The 23,876-nt window shown below is 27.6% G+C and carries 25 protein-coding genes and 1 pseudogene; all 26 read right to left on the bottom strand.

Annotation, left to right across the window (positions count from 1 at the left end; genetic code table 11):
- Window positions 1-1,248: 1,248 nt before the first annotated feature.
- Window positions 1,249-2,118 carry a hypothetical protein gene (locus ACQYZ7_RS00005; protein WP_430727775.1) on the bottom strand — a complete coding sequence of 290 codons (870 nt, stop codon included), beginning with the start codon at window positions 2,116-2,118 and terminating at the stop codon, window positions 1,249-1,251.
- Window positions 2,119-2,196: 78 nt separating this feature from the next.
- Window positions 2,197-2,595 carry a hypothetical protein gene (locus tag ACQYZ7_RS00010; protein ID WP_430727776.1) on the bottom strand — a complete coding sequence of 133 codons (399 nt, stop codon included), beginning with the start codon at window positions 2,593-2,595 and terminating at the stop codon, window positions 2,197-2,199.
- A gap of 392 nt (window positions 2,596-2,987) precedes the next feature.
- Complete coding sequence (locus ACQYZ7_RS00015; RefSeq protein WP_430727777.1) at window positions 2,988-3,872, bottom strand: hypothetical protein; 885 nt, start codon at window positions 3,870-3,872, stop codon at window positions 2,988-2,990.
- 419 nt (window positions 3,873-4,291) lie between these two features.
- On the bottom strand, window positions 4,292-4,786 hold the full coding sequence (locus tag ACQYZ7_RS00020) for a hypothetical protein (protein ID WP_430727778.1): 495 nt from the start codon (window positions 4,784-4,786) through the stop codon (window positions 4,292-4,294).
- Between the two features lie 615 nt (window positions 4,787-5,401).
- Window positions 5,402-6,049: a hypothetical protein gene (locus ACQYZ7_RS00025; protein WP_430727779.1), complete on the bottom strand. Its 648-nt coding sequence runs from the start codon at window positions 6,047-6,049 to the stop codon at window positions 5,402-5,404.
- Entirely contained in the window at window positions 6,036-6,644 is a 609-nt protein-coding gene (locus ACQYZ7_RS00030) for a hypothetical protein (RefSeq protein ID WP_430727780.1), read from the bottom strand. Before ACQYZ7_RS00030 ends, ACQYZ7_RS00025 begins: the two co-directional genes overlap by 14 nt.
- A complete protein-coding gene (locus ACQYZ7_RS00035) occupies window positions 6,644-7,567 on the bottom strand; it encodes a tetratricopeptide repeat protein (protein ID WP_430727781.1) in 924 nt (307 codons plus the stop codon). Before ACQYZ7_RS00035 ends, ACQYZ7_RS00030 begins: the two co-directional genes overlap by 1 nt.
- A 245-nt stretch (window positions 7,568-7,812) precedes the next feature.
- Window positions 7,813-8,745 carry an SH3 domain-containing protein gene (locus ACQYZ7_RS00040; RefSeq protein ID WP_430727782.1) on the bottom strand — a complete coding sequence of 311 codons (933 nt, stop codon included), beginning with the start codon at window positions 8,743-8,745 and terminating at the stop codon, window positions 7,813-7,815.
- A pseudogene (locus ACQYZ7_RS00045) lies at window positions 8,732-9,184 on the bottom strand (DUF5675 family protein); the annotation flags it as partial. The pseudogene ACQYZ7_RS00045 and the gene ACQYZ7_RS00040, both read right to left, overlap by 14 nt.
- Before the next feature lie 30 nt (window positions 9,185-9,214).
- The gene (locus ACQYZ7_RS00050) at window positions 9,215-9,400 is read right to left on the bottom strand and encodes a hypothetical protein (protein ID WP_430727783.1); all 186 of its coding nucleotides are present in this window, start codon (window positions 9,398-9,400) and stop codon (window positions 9,215-9,217) included.
- A 138-nt stretch (window positions 9,401-9,538) separates the two neighbouring features.
- Window positions 9,539-10,366, bottom strand: a complete 828-nt coding sequence (locus ACQYZ7_RS00055; RefSeq protein ID WP_430727784.1) for a hypothetical protein — start codon at window positions 10,364-10,366, stop codon at window positions 9,539-9,541.
- 39 nt (window positions 10,367-10,405) lie between these two features.
- Window positions 10,406-11,035 (bottom strand): hypothetical protein, encoded by a 630-nt coding sequence (locus ACQYZ7_RS00060; protein ID WP_430727785.1) that lies wholly within the window; start codon window positions 11,033-11,035, stop codon window positions 10,406-10,408.
- Window positions 11,036-11,112: 77 nt separating this feature from the next.
- Window positions 11,113-11,814: a tetratricopeptide repeat protein gene (locus ACQYZ7_RS00065; RefSeq protein WP_430727786.1), complete on the bottom strand. Its 702-nt coding sequence runs from the start codon at window positions 11,812-11,814 to the stop codon at window positions 11,113-11,115.
- Entirely contained in the window at window positions 11,804-12,802 is a 999-nt protein-coding gene (locus ACQYZ7_RS00070; protein ID WP_430727787.1) for a glycoside hydrolase family 19 protein, read from the bottom strand. Before ACQYZ7_RS00070 ends, ACQYZ7_RS00065 begins: the two co-directional genes overlap by 11 nt.
- A gap of 257 nt (window positions 12,803-13,059) precedes the next feature.
- Window positions 13,060-13,302: a hypothetical protein gene (locus ACQYZ7_RS00075; RefSeq protein WP_430727788.1), complete on the bottom strand. Its 243-nt coding sequence runs from the start codon at window positions 13,300-13,302 to the stop codon at window positions 13,060-13,062.
- Between the two features lie 362 nt (window positions 13,303-13,664).
- Window positions 13,665-14,237, bottom strand: coding sequence for a hypothetical protein (locus ACQYZ7_RS00080; RefSeq protein WP_430727789.1), 573 nt, complete (start codon window positions 14,235-14,237; stop codon window positions 13,665-13,667).
- Between the two features lie 12 nt (window positions 14,238-14,249).
- Entirely contained in the window at window positions 14,250-14,783 is a 534-nt protein-coding gene (locus tag ACQYZ7_RS00085) for a hypothetical protein (RefSeq protein ID WP_430727790.1), read from the bottom strand.
- An 81-nt stretch (window positions 14,784-14,864) separates the two neighbouring features.
- Window positions 14,865-15,452: a hypothetical protein gene (locus tag ACQYZ7_RS00090; protein WP_430727791.1), complete on the bottom strand. Its 588-nt coding sequence runs from the start codon at window positions 15,450-15,452 to the stop codon at window positions 14,865-14,867.
- Window positions 15,439-15,639 carry a hypothetical protein gene (locus ACQYZ7_RS00095; protein ID WP_430727792.1) on the bottom strand — a complete coding sequence of 67 codons (201 nt, stop codon included), beginning with the start codon at window positions 15,637-15,639 and terminating at the stop codon, window positions 15,439-15,441. Before ACQYZ7_RS00095 ends, ACQYZ7_RS00090 begins: the two co-directional genes overlap by 14 nt.
- Window positions 15,640-15,724: 85 nt before the next feature.
- Window positions 15,725-16,369 carry a hypothetical protein gene (locus ACQYZ7_RS00100; RefSeq protein ID WP_430727793.1) on the bottom strand — a complete coding sequence of 215 codons (645 nt, stop codon included), beginning with the start codon at window positions 16,367-16,369 and terminating at the stop codon, window positions 15,725-15,727.
- Between the two features lie 3 nt (window positions 16,370-16,372).
- Window positions 16,373-17,380 carry a hypothetical protein gene (locus ACQYZ7_RS00105; RefSeq protein WP_430727794.1) on the bottom strand — a complete coding sequence of 336 codons (1,008 nt, stop codon included), beginning with the start codon at window positions 17,378-17,380 and terminating at the stop codon, window positions 16,373-16,375.
- A 391-nt stretch (window positions 17,381-17,771) separates the two neighbouring features.
- Window positions 17,772-17,963 (bottom strand): hypothetical protein, encoded by a 192-nt coding sequence (locus ACQYZ7_RS00110; RefSeq protein ID WP_430727795.1) that lies wholly within the window; start codon window positions 17,961-17,963, stop codon window positions 17,772-17,774.
- A 495-nt stretch (window positions 17,964-18,458) separates the two neighbouring features.
- Window positions 18,459-18,935 carry a hypothetical protein gene (locus ACQYZ7_RS00115; RefSeq protein ID WP_430727796.1) on the bottom strand — a complete coding sequence of 159 codons (477 nt, stop codon included), beginning with the start codon at window positions 18,933-18,935 and terminating at the stop codon, window positions 18,459-18,461.
- 6 nt (window positions 18,936-18,941) lie between these two features.
- Window positions 18,942-20,576, bottom strand: a complete 1,635-nt coding sequence (gene tssD / locus ACQYZ7_RS00120) for a type VI secretion system tube protein TssD (RefSeq protein WP_430727797.1) — start codon at window positions 20,574-20,576, stop codon at window positions 18,942-18,944.
- A gap of 39 nt (window positions 20,577-20,615) precedes the next feature.
- A complete protein-coding gene (tssR, locus tag ACQYZ7_RS00125) occupies window positions 20,616-22,940 on the bottom strand; it encodes a type VI secretion system protein TssR domain-containing protein (protein WP_430727798.1) in 2,325 nt (774 codons plus the stop codon).
- A 2-nt stretch (window positions 22,941-22,942) separates the two neighbouring features.
- Window positions 22,943-23,875, bottom strand: coding sequence for a PKD domain-containing protein (locus ACQYZ7_RS00130; protein ID WP_430727799.1), 933 nt, complete (start codon window positions 23,873-23,875; stop codon window positions 22,943-22,945).
- Window position 23,876: the final 1 nt, after the last annotated feature.

Consider the following 23,876-nt stretch of genomic DNA (forward strand, 5'->3'; position numbering starts at 1 on the left):
TGTAATACGTCGAATTCTTTTCCTCCGAATTCGAAACTTGCTCTAAATGATCCCATAGTTTCTTTTTTTTGGGTTAAACAATTAATTAAAAATACTTTTTTATAGCTTTCTCAATAAAAAAAGAGAAAGCTTTAAACAACATAAAACCTTCTCTTTTTTATTTTTTGGCGCCATTCTATAAAGAAGAAAGAAGATAACAAATATTGCCTTATGTGGTACGAAAATATGTTATAGTTATATTACATGCAAATCTTTATGTAAATATTTTTTTACTTTTTTAAAGTCTTTTTTTCAAGAGAACCTAAACAACCTTTCTTATCAATACTTTCAGCTTAAAACCATGTATCTTTTAAAGTAAGTAACGCTACTTCATATTTTTCATCTTCTAGGGGAGAAACCCTTCTCCTTTTTCGTAGGTAAGCATATATACATGCTTACCATTTGTTCTTCTTTTGTTTGCCCACAAGCAGTAAATGCCAACAACATACAAAACAAATAAACACTATATAAAGATGCTTTGTGCATTATCTTATAATTTCTAATTTGTTACTTCCTTTTGGTTTGTGTAGGTAGATAAAAGAATAATACCTGTATTTAATAAATTTACCATATTTTAAGCTCTTTACTTCCTTTTGACATATATAAAAAATGGGGCCCCTCCTTCTGTGTATGCCTCTTCACCATTACTATACTTATAATTCGCTTTAATATAGAGCATAGGATTATTATTTTTTTGCCATAAAGCAACTATCTTATTATCTGCATAAAATTGCATAGTATAATTTTCAATAGGAAATATTTCTCTATTTCGTTGCCTTTATAACTATAAATTATTACTTCCTTTTCAAGATTTTAAATTCTCCTTTTCTATCTACAAGAAACGAAACCACATATTCATTATCTTTCACAAAAAGCTTTAATAATAAACCCTCACCTTCATCCTGTCCGTAAATAAACAAACTATCTCCTTTTTACAAGGCATAACTTTCCCTATTTCTTATATGTTGATACCCATAACTTTTTAAGTTAACCGAATCTAAAGAAACATACAAGTCATAATTCTTGCTTTCTCTCCAATCTTCATCTTCTTCTACGTTTGAAAATTGATAAAATCCTTCCCATTTTTTTAGTAAAACTATTCTCTTTACCTGACTTAACCGAAGGAGTTTTAACTACATTATTACATAAATCGCTGTAGGGTTTCGCTTCATAAGATATACCATTATAAAGATACCATTTAACTAATTTTTATTTTAAATTACGAGTATGATCTACACCTATTAACACGGGATTTCCTTTTTCTAGTTGAGCATCGATATAATCAACGCCTGCTTTTGCATCAGTTGTCAAAGCAATAGAAGTATGCTCATCATTTTCTTTCGCAGTGGTAATCATCCCAGTTTTATAACCTGAAGTTTTACTAAGTCCTGCCCCCATTAATAGCTTTTGTGAAGTTCTCCAACAGCCTGCCGTATTCATAACACCATTTTTACGTTCACTTTTATTGAACTGTGATATCCAAGTAACTTTATCTGTAAGATCTATACAACTCTTGTCACAGGAACAATTGTTGTTACAAGTACAATTACTCGAAGTATTGATTTCAGGGACTCCTTTATCATACCATTCTTGTATTGCTTCGGCTATTTCCCAAACATAAGTTTTTCCTCCTATTTTACCATGGCGTTCATATACTATTCCTTTACTATTTTTCTTGTATTCATCTATCTCTCTGTGGAATGTAGGATTTGAGTGATACGCACTTTTTTTATCTCCAATAGCATCGTCATCAAAAACTACATAATCTTTATTATTTCCTTGACCAACAGCTCTTGGCCATAAAATAGTTAAATAAAAATCTGCCAACGTTTTAAGTTTTCCTTTATACCTTGTTAAATAATATTCTACATAACATAGCTGTTCTTCAGCAGACATTGCTTTTAAATCTTTTTTATTGATCTTAACTTTGTGTAAAAAATAATCTCGATTTAAATCTTTAATTGCATCATTTCCCATTTGAATTAAGCCTATATAACCTATACCATCTTTATCCTTACTTAAGCCATTATCTATTTTAGGATTAAAAGTACCTCCTGTTTCCAGAGCCATTGCAGTCATAAGGTGATTAGGATCACATTCTAGTCGTTTAGAAATTTGTACAACACGTTTTCTAAACTCACAACTTACTTTATTACCCTAAACAAGTTCTGGACAATCTTCACTACCTTCTCCAAAAATCCTTTTCATATGATTAACAAAAGCAATTGGATGAAAATGATATACATTTTCGGTATTTGGAAATGTACGTTGAGGCTTTGGGTTTTCTTCTTCTTTTTTTGGTTCCTCTTTACTTTTTTCTTCTTTTTGTAATTCTGCCCCTAGCTTCATTACTTCTAACATCCCATTCTTATCTCTTGTTTTTTCTTCTGTACTTACCGTAGTACTTTTTTGATCTGTATTTTGTGTTTTACTGGCTTCTATTGATTCATCAAGACTTTCTATACCTTTTGGTTTTAACGCACCTGAATTATCTTTTTCCATTTTTTCTTCTAAAGTTACAGCTACATTTCTTTTACTGGCTTCTTTCCAAAACATTAGTTCTTTGACTTGATATTTATAATCTGATTGAAAATATTTTTTGCACTTTTTACAATAAAACCGCTACTTATTATTTTGTAATCCTTTTCTAATAGAATTGGAAGCATTACACTTTGTACAATTCATAGCTTTTTTAGGTGCTAATTTACTACATGAAGCAGAAAAAAAACTAGATTTAATAGTTTCTAATGACTTTTTACTATTTCAAATAGTAAAAGACACCGTTCTAAAAAGAACGGTATACTTATTTAACTTCTTGATTTTCAAACAAAATAAAAAATTGTTTTTAATAAGTGCTATTTTACTACACTACCGCCTTTAGATTTGTTCTTTATTCTCTCAACTGATATAGTACCCAACAGAAACCAGTACTAGCTAATTTTTTTTAATTAACCATTCCTTTCCGGAAGCAAACTGATATCAGAGTCTTCTGCTTTTATATTTTCTTTTGAAAGATTACTATGCAATTCTTTTAAAAGATTATATACTGCCTCTTTATTATCTTCTTCATATCGTCTAGCCCAAAATTTATATACATACCCTATTCTATTTATTCGCTTCGATTCATTAGGGTAAGTAGAGTAATTAATGTCATCAAGGACTGAAGAAACATCAAAAATATCTAATTCACCTTCAATAAAATCTACAGTATCGCCTACATATTCCTTTTCATCTTTTGCTAGCTTATATATTTTTTGAAGTAATTCTGGATTATTTTCAACTTGTTCATAAGAAATTAAGAGTCCTTTAACCATTGCTTCTAATCCAGAGTCTTTATAAAAACTATTGTTTTCAAATAGAGTGTAAATATATTTTTTATCTTCATTAGACAAGAAAGATGTGATAAACTCTGGGCTTCTATCGATCTTAAACCATAAATAAGTAAAAAAATCTGATTTACTTGTAATTTCAGCGTTATTCTCAAAATTATAAAAAGAAAACAATCCATTATTCCATAGTTCACCTAAAACATCATTTTTATTCAGACCTATCTTATTAAACACAAACGTAACCAGGTTTCTTTTATTCAAACTATACTTATATGTATTATTTACAAAAAAGTCTAAATACTCTCTATCAATAAATTTTTGAGTAACAATATTATTAATACTATCATTTTGTTTGACTATATTTTTGTATTGATCCTTTAACAAAGCGTATTGCTTTTTATAACTAATCAATTCTTTTTCAAGTTTTTCATTTTTCTCTTGATCTAAATTACAAGAGCAGAAAAACATAGCTAATGCATTTATTATAATAATTTTTTTGTTCATTTTTTTGTTCATTTTTTTGTTCATTTTTTTTTACTCGGCTTACTGTGTAATTAATACCTAGAGGTAATTCCCATATTTACTAGAAGTATCTAATTTGTTTAGCTTTTTTTAGGTGCTAATTTACTACATGAAGCAGAAAAAAGCCTAGATTTAATAGTTTCTAATGACTTTTTACTATTTCAAATAGTAAAAGACACCGTTCTAAAAAGAACGGTATACTTATTTAACTTCTTGATTTTCTATCAAAATAAAAACTTGTTTTTAATAAGCGTTATTTTACTACACTACCTTTTCTTACTACCAAATTTTTATGTGAATATTTTTTCACCTTTTTAAAGTCTTTTTTTCAATAGAACCTAAAGAACCTCCTTAAAATAAAGATTACTAACAACTTGACAATATCAGACATCTTTTGATAACTATTCCGTTTTCGAAAATTGTTTTATTTTAAAACCCATTTTTTCATATAAAGTAATGAGTTCATTTTTATTTTTGTAGTCTTTAATATCTTTTACTTTCCAACTAACTTTTTCTTTTGTATTTTCATCTATAAGGCTAAATAAATGTACCATTGCAACTTCTTCGAAGCCTTTATCTTTTCCGTTTCGATCTTGTAAAAACACTTCTTTACTTCTCATTTTATCCCACATCTTCACCCACAATCCTGATTCTTTTACTGAAGGTCTGTTCATCGTATCGATATCAAAAATTTCTATTTCTTTTTCTTTAGAATTTATTGTTACTAACACAGCAACACCTTTATTCGTAGTATCTATTACACATTTCGTTCCTTCATTTACACGTTCGTCTAGTAAATACTTTATTTTTTTAAAACGGCTTCTTTCAAGTTCTATTCCTTGTTCTTTCTTTTTTAGCTCTTTTATTTTTTTTCTAAATATCAGTTTAAAAATCATATATATATAAATTTAATTGAAAAACTGCAACTAACATATTTATAATTAAAGTGGAAGTAAGAATACTAAATTAATAGTTATTATATTTTAGATTTGTAATAGCTATTTTACTTCTTCTTTTCCAAAATAAAAGAATGTTAGATTTGATTAATTCTTCTTTTTAGCAGCTGCGCAAAAATAGTAAGTTTTTTATATTGACTAGTAGTATTTACTAATAATATACTTGTAGTCTCGCTAATAGAGCTAAGAAAATTAATCAAATAACATTTGTATTTAATTAAGAAGCTTTAAAATTTTTATTACACTTTCCTCTATTCAAGAGTAGTTATTCTTGTAGAATTATTACCTCAGATTTTTTTAGATAACCAGAAGTAATTTTTGCTCCATCAAAATACACTTTTACAGAATTATTATTAATTTCTTCTAAGTATGCTTTATCATTTTGAATTAAAAAAGCTCTTTTTTTACTTCTAAGTTTTCATCTACATAAAAATAACTCTTAGGAACATTAACAACCACCTTTGAAGAAAGCTCAGCAATATTAAAAGCTTCTATATTGTTTTCAGAAGATTACTAATAAAACTATTATTATCTTTATAGCACTGGAAACATTCATTACTTTTTATAAATAGTATCGTAAACAGCTATTGTACCTGTTTCTCCTAAGGCATCTTTACCTTTGAATAATTTAACTTCTAATTCTTCGCCTGTTTTACCATTTAATGTGATAACAAAACTACCTTTTATGGTATTATATTTACCATTAAATTCAAGAGTCCAAGTTGTTTCTTGTTTATCACTCCATCTAGAAATACTAATAACATGTTTCTGTATATCTTCAACTCCATGTTCCTTCAAGTAACTTTTTACATCTCCCCAAGAATAGATAAAAGGTTTATCTAAGTTTTCTTCTTTTATTAAGTTACCTTGCTCGTCATATTCTTTTAGCTTTCCTAAAGCAAAGGCATTTGGAAACCTTTTTACATAACGCTTTATTTTACCATTTTTAAAGTACTCGTAAAAATCTTCCAAAAGAGAATCCTTATATTTTAAGGTTTCCCAATATTCATCATTACTCTCATACTGTTTTACATTTGTACTGTCATTGGTTACGAAAAAATATTCGTTGCCTGTTTTATTCCTATTAAAGGTTTCTATATCGAAGATTCTAGTAGTTGTTTCAATATCTTTTTGAGCTTTTAGTTTACAGTTGTGTATAGTAACACTAAAAGCTAGTATAATAACAAATCTAATTATCTTCATGTGGGTAATGGCTTCTTTCTAAAATTTCGCCTGTTATACCATTTATCTTAATCCTTTCTCTACGCATAGGTGTTTTTTTATAGGTTATATACCAGAAAGTTCCTGTTGTATCTGAAGAACGACCTATTGAAGTATTTTTATCAAATAAGTCAATAGTATCTTTTTCTTTTTTCATAAGTTCTAATAATTGTTCAAAAGTAAATTCGTAGGGGAGATCAAAATTTATTTCTTCTATTAGTTTTCCTGTTTTATCATACTCTTTTTTCAAAACTAAGAAATCATTTGGAAAAGAAGTAATAGATAAATATAATTCACTAGTTTTATAATATTTCTTATAGGTTTCAAAATAACTTGGCTTAGGAAGTGTAATTATTTCCTCATAATAATTATCACTAGATAATTGTCTTACTTTACTACCATCTTTCAATACAAAGTTATATTCTCCGTTTACTTGATGTTTGTTAAAAGATACTATATCAAATTTTTCAGTAGTCATTTCTCTAGTTTTTTCAGTTGTATTTCTGTTTTTGTTTTTTTCTTGAGCATTACAAGCTGTTAGCAATATACTTGCAAAAAGTATTACAAATGTTTTCATTACTTTTCTTTATTTACTAAACTATGAGTATACAGTTGTTGCCACTGCCATAACCATGTGCTTATTCTGTTAACACCTACGTTATGTGAATAATCCATAATGTTGTCTGTTTGTTCTTTTTTACCTAAGCCCCAATATGCATCTCCTAAGTTTATATACGCAACAGTCCTTTCAGGGTAGGCTTCTATAATTTTTTCAAGAATATAAATAGCCTCCTCATACAAGCGTGATTGCTCAAGATAATAACCTATATCATTAAACATAATTAAGTAATTTTTGTAATGAACAGGACAATATTGATTAACTATGTCTACTACTTCTGTGTCGCAAGCTAATTTTAATTTATCAATGTCTTTAGCTATAGAAAGTTTTTTTATGAGATTAAAGTATGGTCTTAAATCTGCATAACCATTTTCTTTATTTGAATTTAATTTAAATGTAAAATAAACTGACTTCTCATTAACATAATTTAAATCATATAAAAAATCACTCGAAAATTTTTTATTTATAGGATAATTCAACTCTCCACTAGACACATTAATCTCATAAGGATCAGCGGAATATTCAGTTCTCCTTATAATTATTTTAGAATTTAAGTTTAATAAATAATTAAAAATCTCAATTGTTTTTCCTGCTCCATATTGAAATTTAATCTTGTAAATACTATCATTTAATAAAGTTGAACTAACATCAGTAATTGATGGGTTTTTTATAGTGTCATTGATTATTTTATCTTTTAGTTTAATCTCAAGAACATTGTCATTACCCGATTTAAAATTAAGCTTAAATAATCGTGATAATTGTTGTTGTTGTAAATTTTTGGTCTTTAATGGTTCAATGCTCTTTCCATTATTAGATTTTTTACATGAAAAAATTAAGCATAAACTAAAGAATAAAATAATTAAAAAATTCTTGTTTATCATTTCCCTGCTTTCTTTTTGATTTTGCTGTATCTAGCCTTCATATCTGTTCCTCCTCGTGTCGTACCATAATCTTTAATTATTTCATTTTCATAAGCATTATGATTACTACCCCAATCGTTAGGGTTTCTTGAAATTTTAATTTTATGCTTTTTTTATCTTTCTTCTTACTGAGAATTATATTGAGAATATATGGCATTTCATTTGAGCAATGAACAGCTAATAATGTGTAAAATATTTTTCGCTTCTTACTTAATCAAACGTAACCTGCTTTTATGAATATAACCTTTTTTGTTATCATAAAAAACAAGCCACCATTCATCTTTTTGATCTAAAACTTCAACTAATCTCCCAGATTGTATTTGAAAAAATATTTTAGAAGTAGTATTATTTTCTTCACGCATATTCACATAGCCATCTTTATCTACAATTTCAGCAAACACATCACTTAAATTTGTAGTTTCCTCTTCAGAGGAATCTGGTTTCCATCCTTGATTATAATATTTTGGATTAGGTGAAAACTCAGAAGCTCCAATGTCCAAATCTCCTGAACATGGTATTCTATAATGGCTCCATGCTGTTAATAGTTTTTCACTTTTGTCATTATTTATCCAGCTTCCAAAAAAATAACAGTTAGCATAACTTGGTATATAATCTAAAGTATCATCATAATTTATATTATTATCAGTGTCTTGATACCATGAAACTATTAGCTCCCCCTTAAAAACACCTCTATTATCTAAATTAATATCTTCTTTCAATTCATAAGTTAATATTGAAAAACCTTGTTTTAAAATTAAATCAGAATAAGATACTTCCTCGTCTAGTTTTTCAGAAAATTTGTATTGTTTTTCTAATAAGAGTTCTCCTTTAAAATCCCTTGTACTTTCAGAATAAATCTTTGTTTGTCCTTTTATTAAATAACGATTTTTGTTGATTGTATCACGCTTAATTGAAGTAATAAAAAAATCTATTTTTCTCTTACTTTCTCCAATAAAACCTATATATGGTACTGTATTATTTGTAAACACATCTGTTAAATCAACACTTGTTTCATCTTCAGAATAAGACACCTCTGTATTCAAAAAATCATCAATAACATCATTCAATTTACAATGATTTTGAGCATTTGAGCAGCAAGAAAACAAAAAAAGCAATATCAATACCTTAATTAACTTCATCGGTAATAACTATTTTAACATTATCTATTCCTTTTTCTTCGATTTTATTAAGAATCTTATACAGTGTGTCTACAGAATCTTCCATGCTGATGTTCTTAGTGCTCTTACTACGGTCTAACGACGTACCTGGTAACAAACACCCCACAGACCACCTACCATCTGTACCTGCATGCATTAAAATCCCTCTCGACTTAGAAACCTTATCATTATATAAACATATAAAACCTTTACTTAATTCTGAAAAATTTAAATTAAGTTTTTTCCCATATTTCCCATTTTTAGTATATAGTTCTTTATTGTACTTCGTGGTGACATGCCATTTGATATTATACTTACCTATAGGGATTCTTTTGTCTAATCCACTTTTAACAGTTTCCTCTCCATAAGGTTCGCAAATAAAACCTGAGAGGTCATCAAATGTAAATTCTCCAAAAGTTGCACTTTTAGAATTTTGAGTAACCCACTTCTCTCATTTTCTAGTTATATAAATAATATTTGGATCTTTATTATTATTCAATTCAAACCATTTACTATCTATATCTAACCATTGATTAGGAGTAGTTCTTTGATCAGCTTCTCCATCTTTATCTGGGTTTCTTCCGTTATACACTACCTCTATATCATTAGGAGTGTGGGCATCAACTAATAAATACATAAATGCCTTTTTATCCTTAAGCTTATCTAACTCTTCTTTTTCTTCTTTGGTATCTTTACCTCCTAACGTAATTTTAAAAATTACCCAATCTTTAAAGCCTGTTTAATAATTAATTATAATAGTTCACTTCAGCAGTAGCTAATCTTGTAATATTATTACCTCAGATTTTTTTAGATAACCAGAAGTGATTTTTATTCCATCAAAATACACTTTTACAGAATTATTATTAATTTCTTCTAAGTATGCTTTATCATTTTGAATTAAAAAAGCTCTTTTTTTTACTTCTAAGTTTTCATCTACATAAAAATAACTCTTAGGAACATTAACAACCACCTTTGAAGAAAGCTCAGCAATATCAAACTCTTTAATAAGATTAAATTCTTCTTTAGATTTAGAAATTGATTTAATTACTTTGAACAAATTAAAAGGTAAAGAGTGTTTCTTTACAAACGAAAACTGTTGACTTTCATCGTCCTCGTTAACCATGTATGAAGACACTAAAGAAGTCTTGAAGAGACTTAAATCTTCATCAAATTCAAATTTATCATCAAATTTAACTTTATTATTTTTTAAGTCTTCATCATAAGTTTCATAAATTAAAAAATCACCTTGATCTTGAGCTTCTACTTGATTTGATTTAGAATCATTTGTAAAACCTATTTTACCAGTTTGATAGAATAAATTCTCCTCATCACAAACACCTTCGATACAAGTTAAATCTAAAACATTATTATCTTTTATAATTCTATAAGATTCACTTTGATTTAAATCTTTTTCACCTTGCCAAACACCTTGAATTTGACTAATAATTAGAGTGCTATTATCTTTAACAGCAGCTACTACATCTGCAGTTTTTTCTACTATTTTTTGTTCTTCTTTTTTTTCTTTGAAAGAAGGCTTTTGATTTTTACAACTTACTAGGAATAAAATTAATATAAATAGATTGTAGATTTTGTTTTTTGTCATTTTTTTATAAGAAACAATTAGTATCAATTAATTCCCAACTTACCCTTCAAAGTCTCCACAATCATGAATCTCTAACTTTTTTAAGTCCCTTTTAATCATATAAAATTTATTGATTTGAAAGTTATCTACTTCTTGGAAACTTGCATCTAACTGAACACTATAAATCGGGACTTCTTCTACTTTAGCTATAAATAATTTTACTTTTTGGTTTTCTTGAATAAAGAGTATTTCATAAGTTTTTTCTTTTTTAACTATACTCTCTATCTTAAAAACTCTTTTCTCCGAATCTTCACAAACATTAGTTAAGATTACTTCCTTATGATTAAATTTAACATTAGCTATATTACATGAATAACATGCTCCAGAAACATCATACGTATATCTTTTCAACACCTCTTTCTCTTCTTCATTAAAAGATAGTCCTATCATATCTTCTTCCAAGACCTCTTTAACATCAAACTCTAGTGTTTTTGTATTGTCTGTAGTATCTTTTTCAATATTGTTATACTTGTCTTCCTCTACAATTATTGATTCATTCTCTTTTTTTTCTTTAGAAAAAGGCGCTTCACTTCTTTTCTGGTAACAAGAAAACGTAAAAACTATAATGAAAATTAATGATAGGGATCTCAATATCCGTTTACTCATTTCATTTGAAATCACCTTCTTCATATTTGTAAATTTTAGTTTTGAAGTCGTTGTGTTTAAAATTCTTTTTTTTCTAAAATGGATATTCTGAAAAGATATAACTAACTTATTCTTTCTAAGACTTGACTTGGTATTTTACTTTCTTTGTTTTTAGCTTTCATTTGTTCAATATAAACTTTATATGCTTGTTTAGCTTCCTCTTTTTTACCTAAGCCCCAATATGCATCTCCTAAATTAATATATGCAACTGTCCTGTTTGGAAACTCTTTTATAATTACTTCAAGAATATAAACGGCTTCTTCATATAGACCCGATTGCTCAAGAAAATAAGCTTTGTCATTAAAAAAAACTAAATTATCTTCATCTACTTTGAGTTGTTTTATAAGGCTAATGTATTTAAAACTACAGTAAGGGATTCGCTCATAGTAGTTCATACTGTTTCCATAGTTTTGAATTAAAATAGTGTCTCTATGACAAGAGCCATTAAACTCATTTGAAAAACTCATTTCCTTCTCTTTATCTTTTAAAAATAATTCTCCTTTTTTTTCTACTTTCGAACCTTTAAAAAAAATATATAAATATTTTTCTTCCTCTTTATCTATTTTTAACCAAAAGTCACAATCTTCACTAAACTCATCTGGAAAGTATATCCCCTCTAACAAGTAGTCCTTGATTACTCCTTTTTTATTTTTAGAAGCAAACTCTTTTTTCAATGTTTTACTTTCTTTATTCCTTTCTTTTTTACATTGAATTAAAACGATGGAAAAAACGAATAAAACGATTAATATTTGTTTATTTTTCATTTTTTAAAGCTTTTATACGTAACTCTGCTGCCTCTCTTACCTTTACATAATATTTTTTATTTTTTCCTTCTCCCGTACTTTTTTTAATTGAAGAAAAATTAGAAATTGATTTTATACCATACCAATTTTTTTTAGAATAACTGGAGTCAGTCAACTCAATAAACCTTTCATAACCTTCGAGTGATTTCGTTTTATCTTTAGTACATCCTGATTTTGATAAATCTGGATCATGCCAGAGCCCCCAAGCAAATGAAGCTCTTTTGTCATTATAAGCTTCACTCTCGTTAAATTTATAATCTGTAGTATCGCTTTTTTTATTTGAACAAGAATTATATAACTCCTTAAAACCTTTTTTTACATATTTTAATCTATCATTATACCCGTTAAAACCTCCATTAATAAGTCTTGTTATAAATATAAAATCATTATTATCAGCTTCATCATTTAACTTTGCTTTTTGCCCCCAAAACCACCCTGCTGATTTAGCTGCATGTGGATCATCTTCTAACTTTTCTTTATTTTTTTGAGATGACGTAAAATCTTCATCAACAAACTCTCCATAAGCCTCATAGTTTGACTTGAAAGTCAACTGAATCAAACCTCTACCTTTGAACCCTCCATAATCTGTTTCACTTGCACCTATTTCTTCAGTATACCTAAAACTACCTGATTCATGAATCAACTGAGCTAAGTAATGAATTTTACGAAGACAAGTATTAATTTCATTATCTTCAAAAGACTCATTAATTCCTTTTATATGCTCTCTTATGTTTGCATCAGTCGCACTAGTCGCTATATTTTTTATTTGCTCTTTAGTTAAATCTGACTCACAACAATCATTACCCTTCAACTCAAACCATTTACTATCTATATCTAACCATTGATTAGGAGTAGTTCTTTTATCTGGTTCTCCATCTTTATCTGGGTTTCTTCCGTTATACACTACCTTTATATCATTAGGAGTGTGGGCATCAACTAATAAATACATAAATGCCTTTTTATCCTTAAGCTTATCTAACTCTTCTTTTTCTTCTTTGGTATCTTTACCTCCTAACGTAATTTTAAAAATTACCCAATCTTTAAAGCCTGTTTAATAATTAATTATAATAGTTCACTTCAGCAGTAGCTAATCTTGTAATATTATTACCTCAGATTTTTTTAGATAACCAGAAGTAATTTTTGCTCCATCAAAATATACTTTTACAGAATTATTATTAACTTCTTCTAAGTATGCTTTATCATTTTTTATATTTTTTTAAAATGACCATGAGTGTCTATTTGATATCTGTTTGTATACTTTACTTTTTCAACTTCTTTTTCTTCTTCTATATCGTAACAAGATTGTTCATCAATAGTTGTAATTGTATAATCTTTATCAATTTCAAAGCTTCTATCCCATGCACATTCATAATTCCTTCCTCCCACAACTATAAGCTTATCAAGAGTTTTGTTATTATTATCTATAGTCTGTAATTCAAAATATGGCAAAAAATAATCTTGTTCTTTATTTGAATAAATAAAAGTACTTTATACTTATTTTTATCTGGAAACCTCTTATAAAAATATCCTTTTCCTTTATAAGGGTAAGTATCTTCCTCTTTAGCGTATAAATCCTCTTTTAGTTTAAACTCAGTTTTGTCAGAAAACAAAAAATTCAACTCAGATTTCTTTTTTCTGTTTTAGGCTATCTATAAGAGCAAATAAAAAATCATTATTATAATCATATGAATACTTATAAGGTAACTTTTTTATAGAAATTGTATCTAAATTTTTATTCCCTTCTACCTTACATTGAATTAAAACAATAGAAAAAACAAATAAAACAATTAATGTTTGTTTAAAGTACATTGTTAATTTTTCAGTATCTTATTTATTTCTCTCTTGATTACATCAATTTCTTCTTGCTTGACCAACAACTCGTCTTTAGACAAATGTCTATCTTTTATAAAAAGAATTTTATTTTCTTTTAAAAAAACAGTGTCTTTAACTAAAGTTACCTCAGACTCATCTTCGATATTATAATTAGTAATAGTATTAATTATTAAAAAAGCATTATCTAGAGTATCTAGATAAAAAGAATAAGAATTCGACTCTCTTATATCTTTATTATCAGAACTAATTGTATACTCAATATTTTTATCTCCTGTTTCCATTTCTTCTAAAACTTCGACAAAAATAGTTTGATGTCCTTTCTCTAAATCCCCTCCTCCATTAGGCTCAAGGTTTTCAGACATCCTTATTCTCTCTGCTTTTTTTATACATTCTTCTGAAACTTTCTTTCTATCTATATTTATTATAGAATCATTTTCAATAATGACATTTATATTATCAGGTGACTTTAAGTTTGTTCCTCCTCCTAATTTACATTGAATAAAAAAATGTAGTGTTATTATATAAAATGATATGTATTTATATTTAAACAACAATTTTATACTCTATATTTCTATAAACTTTCCTGAAGAGTTAATTTCATACATTTTTTTTATTTCAGATTTAAGACCTCTTCCCTTAAACTTCTTTTTATAAACTGATATTTTAAAGTCTTCAGTAACTTTAAAATCAGTAATAATTCTCTTAGACTCCTCTTCCATTTCTTCATAATACTGGTAAACCGATATGTAGTCTACTAATTCAGTATTTTTAAACGACAATAGTAAATAATGATTATTATCCCCGCACTCATCTGATAAGATAGCAAGAGTGAATTTTTCATTTTTAGGTAGAAAATACAATGACTTACTATCTGTATTACATAGTTTTTTTATTAGAACTTCATCAAAATCACAATTATATTCAACTGACTCAATATCGTTTTCAATTAATAAGGTCATTAGCTCATCACCTCCCTTAATAGGAAGTGGTAAGAACCTATTTGTAATTTCAAAACAATTACTTTCATACTTTTTTTCGTTTTTTATTAAGTCACTCTCTTCTAATTTTGGCTTAACTATTTGTTTTGAAGTAGACATATTATTTTCACAAGACATGACCAATAATATCAAGAGAAATAAAAAACGTTGCATTTTTAATTTTTATAAATAATTAAATATCTATTTTTTTTCTATTACTCCTTTTTTATTTATTCTATAAGAAGTTTTTATAGTATCTTTTTTCAAAACTTGCTGAGTTTCTAAATTTTCTACTACTGAAACTTTAAATACATTTAAATCTAGAGATTTTTTAAACAAATAATAATCAGAATACTCATACTTCTCTACATTGCCATCAGGAGCAGTATTATAATACACTAATAACTTAGAAAGTTGCTTATCTTGATTATCTAACGTTACTATATATTCATCATAATTTCCAAAATCATAATATGAAAATAAAACAAGTACAGAAAATTCATTGTTTTTAACAATGATCTTAAAATCATTATCAGAATGGTAATCCTCCAATTCTATTTTTATTTTATCCTCATCTAATGGAATTGCATCATCATTGTTAATTTGAAAATATGGCAATTGTTCTGACGTACCTTGTTGTTGAATAGACGTATCTTCTACTTTTACATCACTTTGTTTATTTAACTCAACATCTTCTTTGTCAATACTTCCTTCCTTTGTTTCTGAATTCCTACAATTTAACAGTACAACAGACAGTAAACTAATAATTAAAACCTTAAATAATTTCATTCGTTATATCTTTTTTTGATTTTATAAAAAACTTATCCTTCAGATATTTTAACTCAAAATTACGAACATCAAAATGCACCCATGTAGTTGCAATAAATTCTCTACCTATTCTATCTTTAGTACTAGGCTCTAGTGAAAATTTATTTTTTCCACTCCAACGTAATTGAGCTCCTGACTTATCTTTCATTATTTTTCTTACTTTATCACAGCAATTAATTTCATCATGAGCGGAAGATTAAAGCTATCAATCAAAGATTCCGTTATTCTAATGATTACATTAATAGATATATTTCAATTAGAAGTTTTTCATTTTCTCTCCATTTTATCCATCCTCTATCTTTGTCTTCGTTTTCTACTTCAATCCAATCTCCCTGAATTTCATTTATAACAAAATCATTTTCTGATTTAACTGGTAATTTAATTGAGCTAGAATTAGGTTTTTCTCTTAAAGGGTTTTTACCCCAATCCATATTTTCTATCCCTGTTGTTTCTATTAAAAAGTTTTCCCAAGAAATAAATTCAAAATCTCTTTCTTGAACAAAAAAATATTTCGAATTCGCTGATAAAACCTTATACGTTTTATTAATTTTTTCGACACATACCGTATAAAAAATATTATAATCAGGTTTAAAAAAGATTGGAATAATCGATTTAGGGTTATAAATACTTTCTTTTTGAAAAGAACTATTAATACTACTTTTAAAAAACAAAGTATCTTTCTTAGTCTTAACTAATCCTATACCTAGTTTTGAAGTTGGATTATAATATTCTGGTAATTCATAATTTCCATTTTCAGAAGTTAAAACTTGTTTCTCTTCTACAACTTCTTTAGTTTTAATGTTATCTCTTGATATTTTTTCCTTTACATTTCTTTTACAAGAAAATATAATGATTAATATTATTTTTATGTATTTCATAATTTATCGTTTAAATCCTATATGATAATGATCTTGATGCACGGAAATTGCTTTCCCTTTTGTATGTTTTATATCTTTCTTGTATGCATAATTATACTTTTTCATAAAGCCCCAGTCAATGGAAATGGATAATATTTCTTCCAAAGCTTCTACAAATTTTTCTTCAGTCTTATAATATTTTTTAGAAACTGTCCATAATTTTCCGCCTGGAGAATTATCTGCTCCTGGATATCTTATATCAATATCATGTCCAGTTCTATGAGTCTTATGCCCTATATTTCTTTTATCATTTGCAGAAATATCATTATAATAAACTTTCTCTTTAATCCCTTTATTCTTAAGTGTATATAAAAACCCAAAAAAACCAGCTGCAGCTTCTTCATTTATCCAATTATCACCTCCTTTATCTCTAGATCCATACCTTCCCCAATTATCTCCTTCTTTTGGAAAATCTAATAAGTTATGCTTATTGGCCTCTAGCTCATGTGTTTTCAATAATTTACCTGAATTATATATTTTATAAATAATTTTTTTGTTTTCTGGTAAACTTTTAATTTTTTCATATTTGTTCTTACCTAAGTGAATTTCATAAATATTTGCATTCTCTGAAACTTGTAACTCAAACCACTTGTCTTCTCCATAATACCATTGGTTTGGTGTTAAGTCAAATACCTCATCATAAAAAACTTCTTTCCAAGAAGCTCCTACTGGCTCTGCTTCTACAACCATAAACAGCTTCGTTTTTTTATCGGTTGTTTTATTTAAAGCTTCTCTGTATTTTTTCTGATCTTTCTCATCTTTAGGTAATAGTGTAACTGCGTCTATTGCAAAGTTTCTAAAATCTTCGGCATTTGATATGTTCTTTTTATTTTGCTCTGTAAATCTGCTTACATATGTTTCTACAATACTAGTTTTTTTACCATCTTGTTGTAAAACAATAGGGCTATCTTTTGCTACTAAACAATCTTTTTCGGCTTGTTTTAAACTTAACTTTATACGTTTATTAGCCATATTTTCGGTTTCAACCACTACATACACTTCATCGCCGAAATTAGCATTAGCTAGTTTTGTAAACTCTATTTTTGGTAGAATTAAAGGAATATCAATACAATCTCCTTTTGTATATGAATCTTTTTCAAGAGTCTCTACTATATGAGCAACAGTAGTCTGCTGTTTCTTTTTTTGTAGATCACCCTTAATGTTTTTATAAATAATTGTCGCTATTTTTTCCTTGCGGGCTTTTGTACTTGTGTTATTGGTTCCCTTAAAAGTGTAACTTTCAGTTTCTCCTGTTTTTTCTGAACCCTTAATTTCTTTTTTTTGCTAAATAGGCTTTTTTTACTCGTTGAGTTTTTATTCTTAGAGTATTACTTGGTTTTACTGTTAATGTTGCCATAGCTAATTAATTTTCTATTATTTCTCTTTCTTCTTCTTGTTGAACAACTACGCGTAACTTCAATTTATGTTCACTACTAGTTACCTTAAAGTCTTTTATAATATCGTTTTCTATAACCTTATCGTTATATATAAAATCTTTGGTATGGTTACTTAAATCAATATCTATTGTTTGCCCTATAGCATTTTCTGTTTTCAATACTAAGTACACTTCTTCTCCTGTATGTGGTTCTGCTTGTTTATTACCTTCAAGGTCGGTATAATAACAGGTAAATCGAGGTGTTGTATCTTCTTTAGCTTTGTATGGTGCAGTTTATTTTATTGATATAAAACTTTCTTGCCAGTGTTTTATATAGCGTGTGGTACTCTAATTTATACTAATTAGAACTGTTATTAAAACTATTTTAACCTAAAAAAAAATTAAAGCCTTCTGTTAAGTAAGGAATAAGCTCTTTTATAGGTATAAGCACATTTAAATTTGTATCATGTTACACCCCAGTCTTTTTTTTATTTCTTCTCCACACCCCAAAAAGGATAGTGCCTCTAAAAATAATATCAATGAATATCTCATATTTCTTTAATTTTTGAAAAGTCAAACCCTGTTAAATGTAAATGATGATGGTGTCTATATTTAACTTTGCTTTTTGTTTTTTTAATATGTATTGTATGGGAAGAAGTATTTCTGCAAGTTTTTTTATAACCTTGATTGCTTATCATTTTTAGCAAAAACATAAAACAGACAAGTCATACCGCGAAGAGAAGCTCCTCCTTGATTTATTTTTGTTATTTGATTTCTTCTTCCTTTAAAATTTTGATGCTGATTTATTGAATACAAAGAAAACCAAGCAACTAAGCTCCCTAAATAGAATACTGTAACTAATAAAAAAAGCTTCCAATACTTTTTAAAGTATTTTTTACTAATCAAAATTATTAATTGAACCAACCATAAAAAGGGAAAACAAATACAAATCCAAAAAAATACACCGTAACAAAAAGTCATTAATAGGGCAAAAATTCTATGAAAATTATATACTATACCTGATTCATTAAAATATTTATGAGCGTTAGTATCGATGTTAAATAAAATAGTAATTAATATAAAAAATAAAAATAAAAATATTTCCATCTTCATTAATTTTGTGCTATACGTAACCAATATTTCGTTTTTCATATTTGTTTATTTTCCTGCAACATATCCATAATAAGAGTCTTCAAATACATCATATGATAATTTCCATTTTTTATTTTTTTTCCCCCATGTATAAACTAATATTTCAATTTCTTCATTTTTGGAATTATCAATTACATCAAGAACACCAACCCAATGGGTAGGAACAGAAAAAGAAGCTTTTTTATTATTTTGAAACGCACTCCCTTCAATAAGAATTGCTACTTTATAATTATCTTGGATTAGTTTTTTTAATTGGGAAACACTATCAGTCGAATTACTCCATTTTGAAGTAATAAGGTTAGTTTCGTCAATAACGTCACTAAAATTGTTTATTTTTTTAAAAATTGTTTCTATTTCATTAGGTAATGTTAAACCTGTACCTCCTTCTGCAAATCCTCCAACATTCTTATTATCAGGATCATAATCCCAAACTAAATTAAGATTGTCTTTTATAGTTAATAAAAAAATATAATCTATTTCTTCCATTGGAGCAGTCGAATATGACTGTTCTGGATATTTAGCATCTGTCGTTTTATATTTTATTAAATGTTTATCAGAGTCAATTTCGATTTGATAATTAGTATCCTTAAATAAATAACTTCCTTTTTGATGGATCTCTTTTATATAACTTTCATATAAATCAAAATTATCTCTAGCTAAATAAAATCCAGCTAGAGCAATTCCACATAATGATGAAGCTCCTTGGTCTATTCTCCAGGGAGAATGTTTCCTTTGAGAGATTTGCTTTTCTACAGTTTTCCTATCAAACCATCTAAAACGGTAATGGTGAAATACTTCTAATTCAGCTTCATTCTCTTTATTTTCGATGTAAGCATAAAACGTAATTTTATAACCACAATAGTCTAAATTATTCGTTTTAAAAGTAATTTTATCACCTTTTTGTTTTATACTCCCTATAACAATTTCTCCATTTACATTAGTATAACCGTAAGACCATTTTATACTATTACTATTTTTGGGAGTTTTATCGTTTTTATATTTAGTAACTTTTAAGGTATATTCCTTACCATGAATCAGTCCTTCTTTTTTATTTGATCCTCCATTATCTGAACCTTCATCTAAATTTTCTATTTCAATTTTTTCAACAAAATATTTTTCTCTTTTAGGCTCTTTATCTTCTTTAGCTTTGTATGGTGCAACTTCTTTTATTGGTATAAAACTTTCTTGCCAGTGTTTTATATAACGTGTGGTACTTTTTTTACTCCAGCTAGAGTTGTTAAAAAATCGGTAGTCTTGCATGGCTGGAGATATGGTTAAAGTAACCTGCATACCTGCTTGGTTGCAAAATTTTTCGTGATAATTTATGAGTGTAGCATCTTTAAAACTGTATTCAAAAATTTCTAATCCGTCAAAATCATCTTGATAAAAAACAACTTTTCCTTCTCTTAACTGATATAAGTCAAAAGGATATGGTATTTTTTTGTTTTCGGTTCTGTCGGCAATAATCCACTCTAAAAAACTATCGTCATACATTTGCGATTCAAATGTAACTGAGATGGTTCCTCCCATTAAGGCAGAGGTAGGCTTTCCGTTCCAATCAATAAATCGATCGTAATTTAAATTTGTATTGAATAATTCTCGTTCTTCTCCACATACAAATAGTTTTGCTTTTACATTCATTTTTTTTGCAATTTTCGGGAGTTCTTCCTAACTATTAAATTAGGGCAATATCTCTAAAGGTATAAAGTACACTTCACTTTTATAACCTTCTTCTACTTTTTGTAACTTATTTTTCAAAAATAATTCCTCTAATTTATCTATTTTTTCATACTGTTGAAAATAAAATTTCTCAAAACCATTTTTTCCTACTCTTTTTCTCGGCAGTTTATGTATTCGTAAACAGTAATAACCTTCATGATTCAAAGGAATCCCTGACTTAAAGTAAAATAAGTCTGCAATTGTTGCTTTTCTACTTAAAACATATCTATATGCTGCTTTGTTTAGTATTTTTATTTGTTTTTGGTACAAACGTTTTATTACTCTTCGTTTTTTTCTTGTAATGGGTTTTGCCATTTGAGGAAAAGTATTGCGATAATTTTCTATCAACGCTATAATTTCATCCTTATCAAAAACATACCCTTTTTTTATAATACTATCGTTAAGCAATGATACTTTTTGGTATAATACTTCGTGTAAATTGTTTCTGCTTAATTGGAAAAGACGTAAACTATCTGTATTTAGCTCTTTATACCTTGTTTTTATCGTAGCGCTTGGTTCACTTCTTAAAACTCCTAGTTTTTTGTTAAAGTAATTTAAAGAAGATATAAGTTTATTATTGGTTAAAGTAGACCTTTTTAAAACAGTATCTATCGCTTTTTCTAAAGACAAGGGAGTTAAAGAACTTTCTATTCTTGGAAAAATAACACCTCCATTAAACAAACTATTATCTGGTGCATCGTACACATAGATATTATCTTCGTCTGCAGGTATTTTTTTCAGAATATTATTTTCTACTATAATTTCATTATCTACAATAAAATTCTTGATAAACTCATTATAAAACTTCCCTGTTTTATACAAAAACTCTTTGCTCCCTAATATATAATTTTGAGACCTTACACTTTTGTTATTGTCTAATTGAGCAAAAATAATTTTAGGTGATTTTTTAGCTATTTTTTCAAAAAAAGCGTCTTTTTGTCTTTTAATATCATTCGTATTCTCTTTGCTTGAAGCAATGATGAAGAAGTTATTTTCAAAACGCTTATTTTCATCTGAAAAATTATCTATTGCATAATTAAATGCTTTGGGAATAGACATTGTTTTCTCAGTGTATTCTACAGCTAAGTTGTTTTGATTACTTTCTATAAAAGATTCAACAAAACTAATCCACTCTGAAAAGGAACTTGTTTTTTCTAATATTGCTGTTCCTTTTTTATCGACTAAAATTGCTGAAAAATTGTATTGAGCTTCAGTGGGTTCCTTAAATAAGGATATGTATAAGCTTTGTAAAGAATTCAATATTTTTTTTAAGTGTTCACTTTCTTCGTTTTTAGAAATAAAGTGAAGGTTTACTACCTTCGACTCCTTTTTCATAAACTTTATTTCTTTTGTATAGAAACTGTTTCCTTTTACATTAATAAGCTTATTTTTATCATGATTCCAAACATGTACTGGAGCTATTAGATTTTTAGTAACATCCGTTTTTAAGTTTTTATACCCTGTATATAAGTATTTTGACAACACATCTTCACCTGTAAGTTGAATTGTATCTTTATTACTAACTGCCAACAAACTATCAGTATCCTTTACAACATACACTTGATTTTGTCCAATACGTGTAATTAAGTTTGATGGTATCCATCCTACTGTTTGAGAAATAGAATCTTTTAAAACAGGTTTATCTGAAACAAATACTGCTTTTCCTTTTTCATCGTACTTATAAGCATATACTATTTGATTAGATACTAATTTTTTACTTGACTTTGCTCTAAAAAAAGGGTCTTTAAACACATTTACAGAATCTACTTCCATATAGGATTTTAAATCAAAAAGCCTTAACGTTTTATCAGTACCTACTTTATATTTTATGGGTTTGTTATTGCAAGTTTCTATAAAAGAATGATTATACCCTATTACGTTACTTGCAGGAATCCATCCTAAATACTCTACTTGCTCCGTATCTTTAAAGTTAAATTTATCACCATAAAACATAGAAAACAACCCTTTGGGCTTCCCTATCTGATCTGGGTTGGCTACTACTACCTCATAGGAGTTTTCTTTCTCATCAATTACATATAGTGGAGTTAGTAGTCCTTTTTTCTTAAACTTTTCTTGAATATATGGCCCTTTAAAAAAAGAGTTGTTTTCTCTATCTGAAAAAACCATTTTTAACGAGGCATCATGCTTTGTTTTTACTTTCTTCAGGTAGTTAAACCTATCTGCTTTTACTTCTTTTACTTTTTCATATTTCCCTATAGTTTGCGATACAGTAGGAAAGGAACATAGTGACAGAAAAAAAATAAAAAGTGTTATTTTTTTTTGCATTATTATCTTAGTAAGCTTTGTGTTACATTTAATCTTTTGAAACATTTAATCGTATCTATTTCAACTTTATTAATAATTATTTTGCTTCTCTTCTTATTTTCTAAGTAGTGTAAACCTTGACAATAACTAAAAAAGTCATTATATCTTCCTCCATTAACAATTACAAGTATATCTTCTGCTTGATTACATGTATAGTTATTTTTTATATAATTTAAATTTTTATAAAAAGTTCCTCTGTCTGTAACCTTACTGTCTGCTATTGCTTGAAGTCTTTTTCTAATGTCATTTTGAACGACCCCTAAAGAGTCAACTTTTTCTAATTCGTCAACTTTTTCAAATCGTGGTAAGATTCTTATATTATGAAATATGGGGTATTTTAATGTGTTTGTTTGAAGTTTCACTCTATAATCACCTGGTTTACTATACCTATAAATAACTTGTTCTTCATAGGCATCAACCGTACCTGTTTCTCCAAACTCCCAATACCAAGTATTTATTCCTTTCCCTTCGGTAAAAAACACTAATTCTTCACCCACATAACCTTCATCTACTCCATGTAACGTTACCAAAGAGTCTCTAGGTGATAGTCTTGGCAAAGAAACTACACCTATTTTTTTTGACACAGTAAACTTATTATTTATCTTAATTGACACTAAGTACTTACCTTCTTTACGATATTTATAATCAATATTACCTGGCTTTACAATAGAATCTCCATTTCCCATGTGCCAAACTACTTTTCTTCCCTCAACTAAACTAGTATCGTTTAGAAGGAAAAACAACTTTTCGCCAACTTCAAATTGATAATTACTATTAGACTCAGACACATAAAAGTCTAAGTTACTAAGCCTTGATTTATAAGGTGCAAATATTGCTAGGATTAATACTAATAAGGCTATGAAAATTAAAACTGACAATTTAAATTTATTAGACATA

It is taken from the genome of Tenacibaculum sp. SDUM215027, assembly GCF_050566205.1.
Classification (GTDB): Bacteria; Bacteroidota; Bacteroidia; order Flavobacteriales; family Flavobacteriaceae; genus Polaribacter.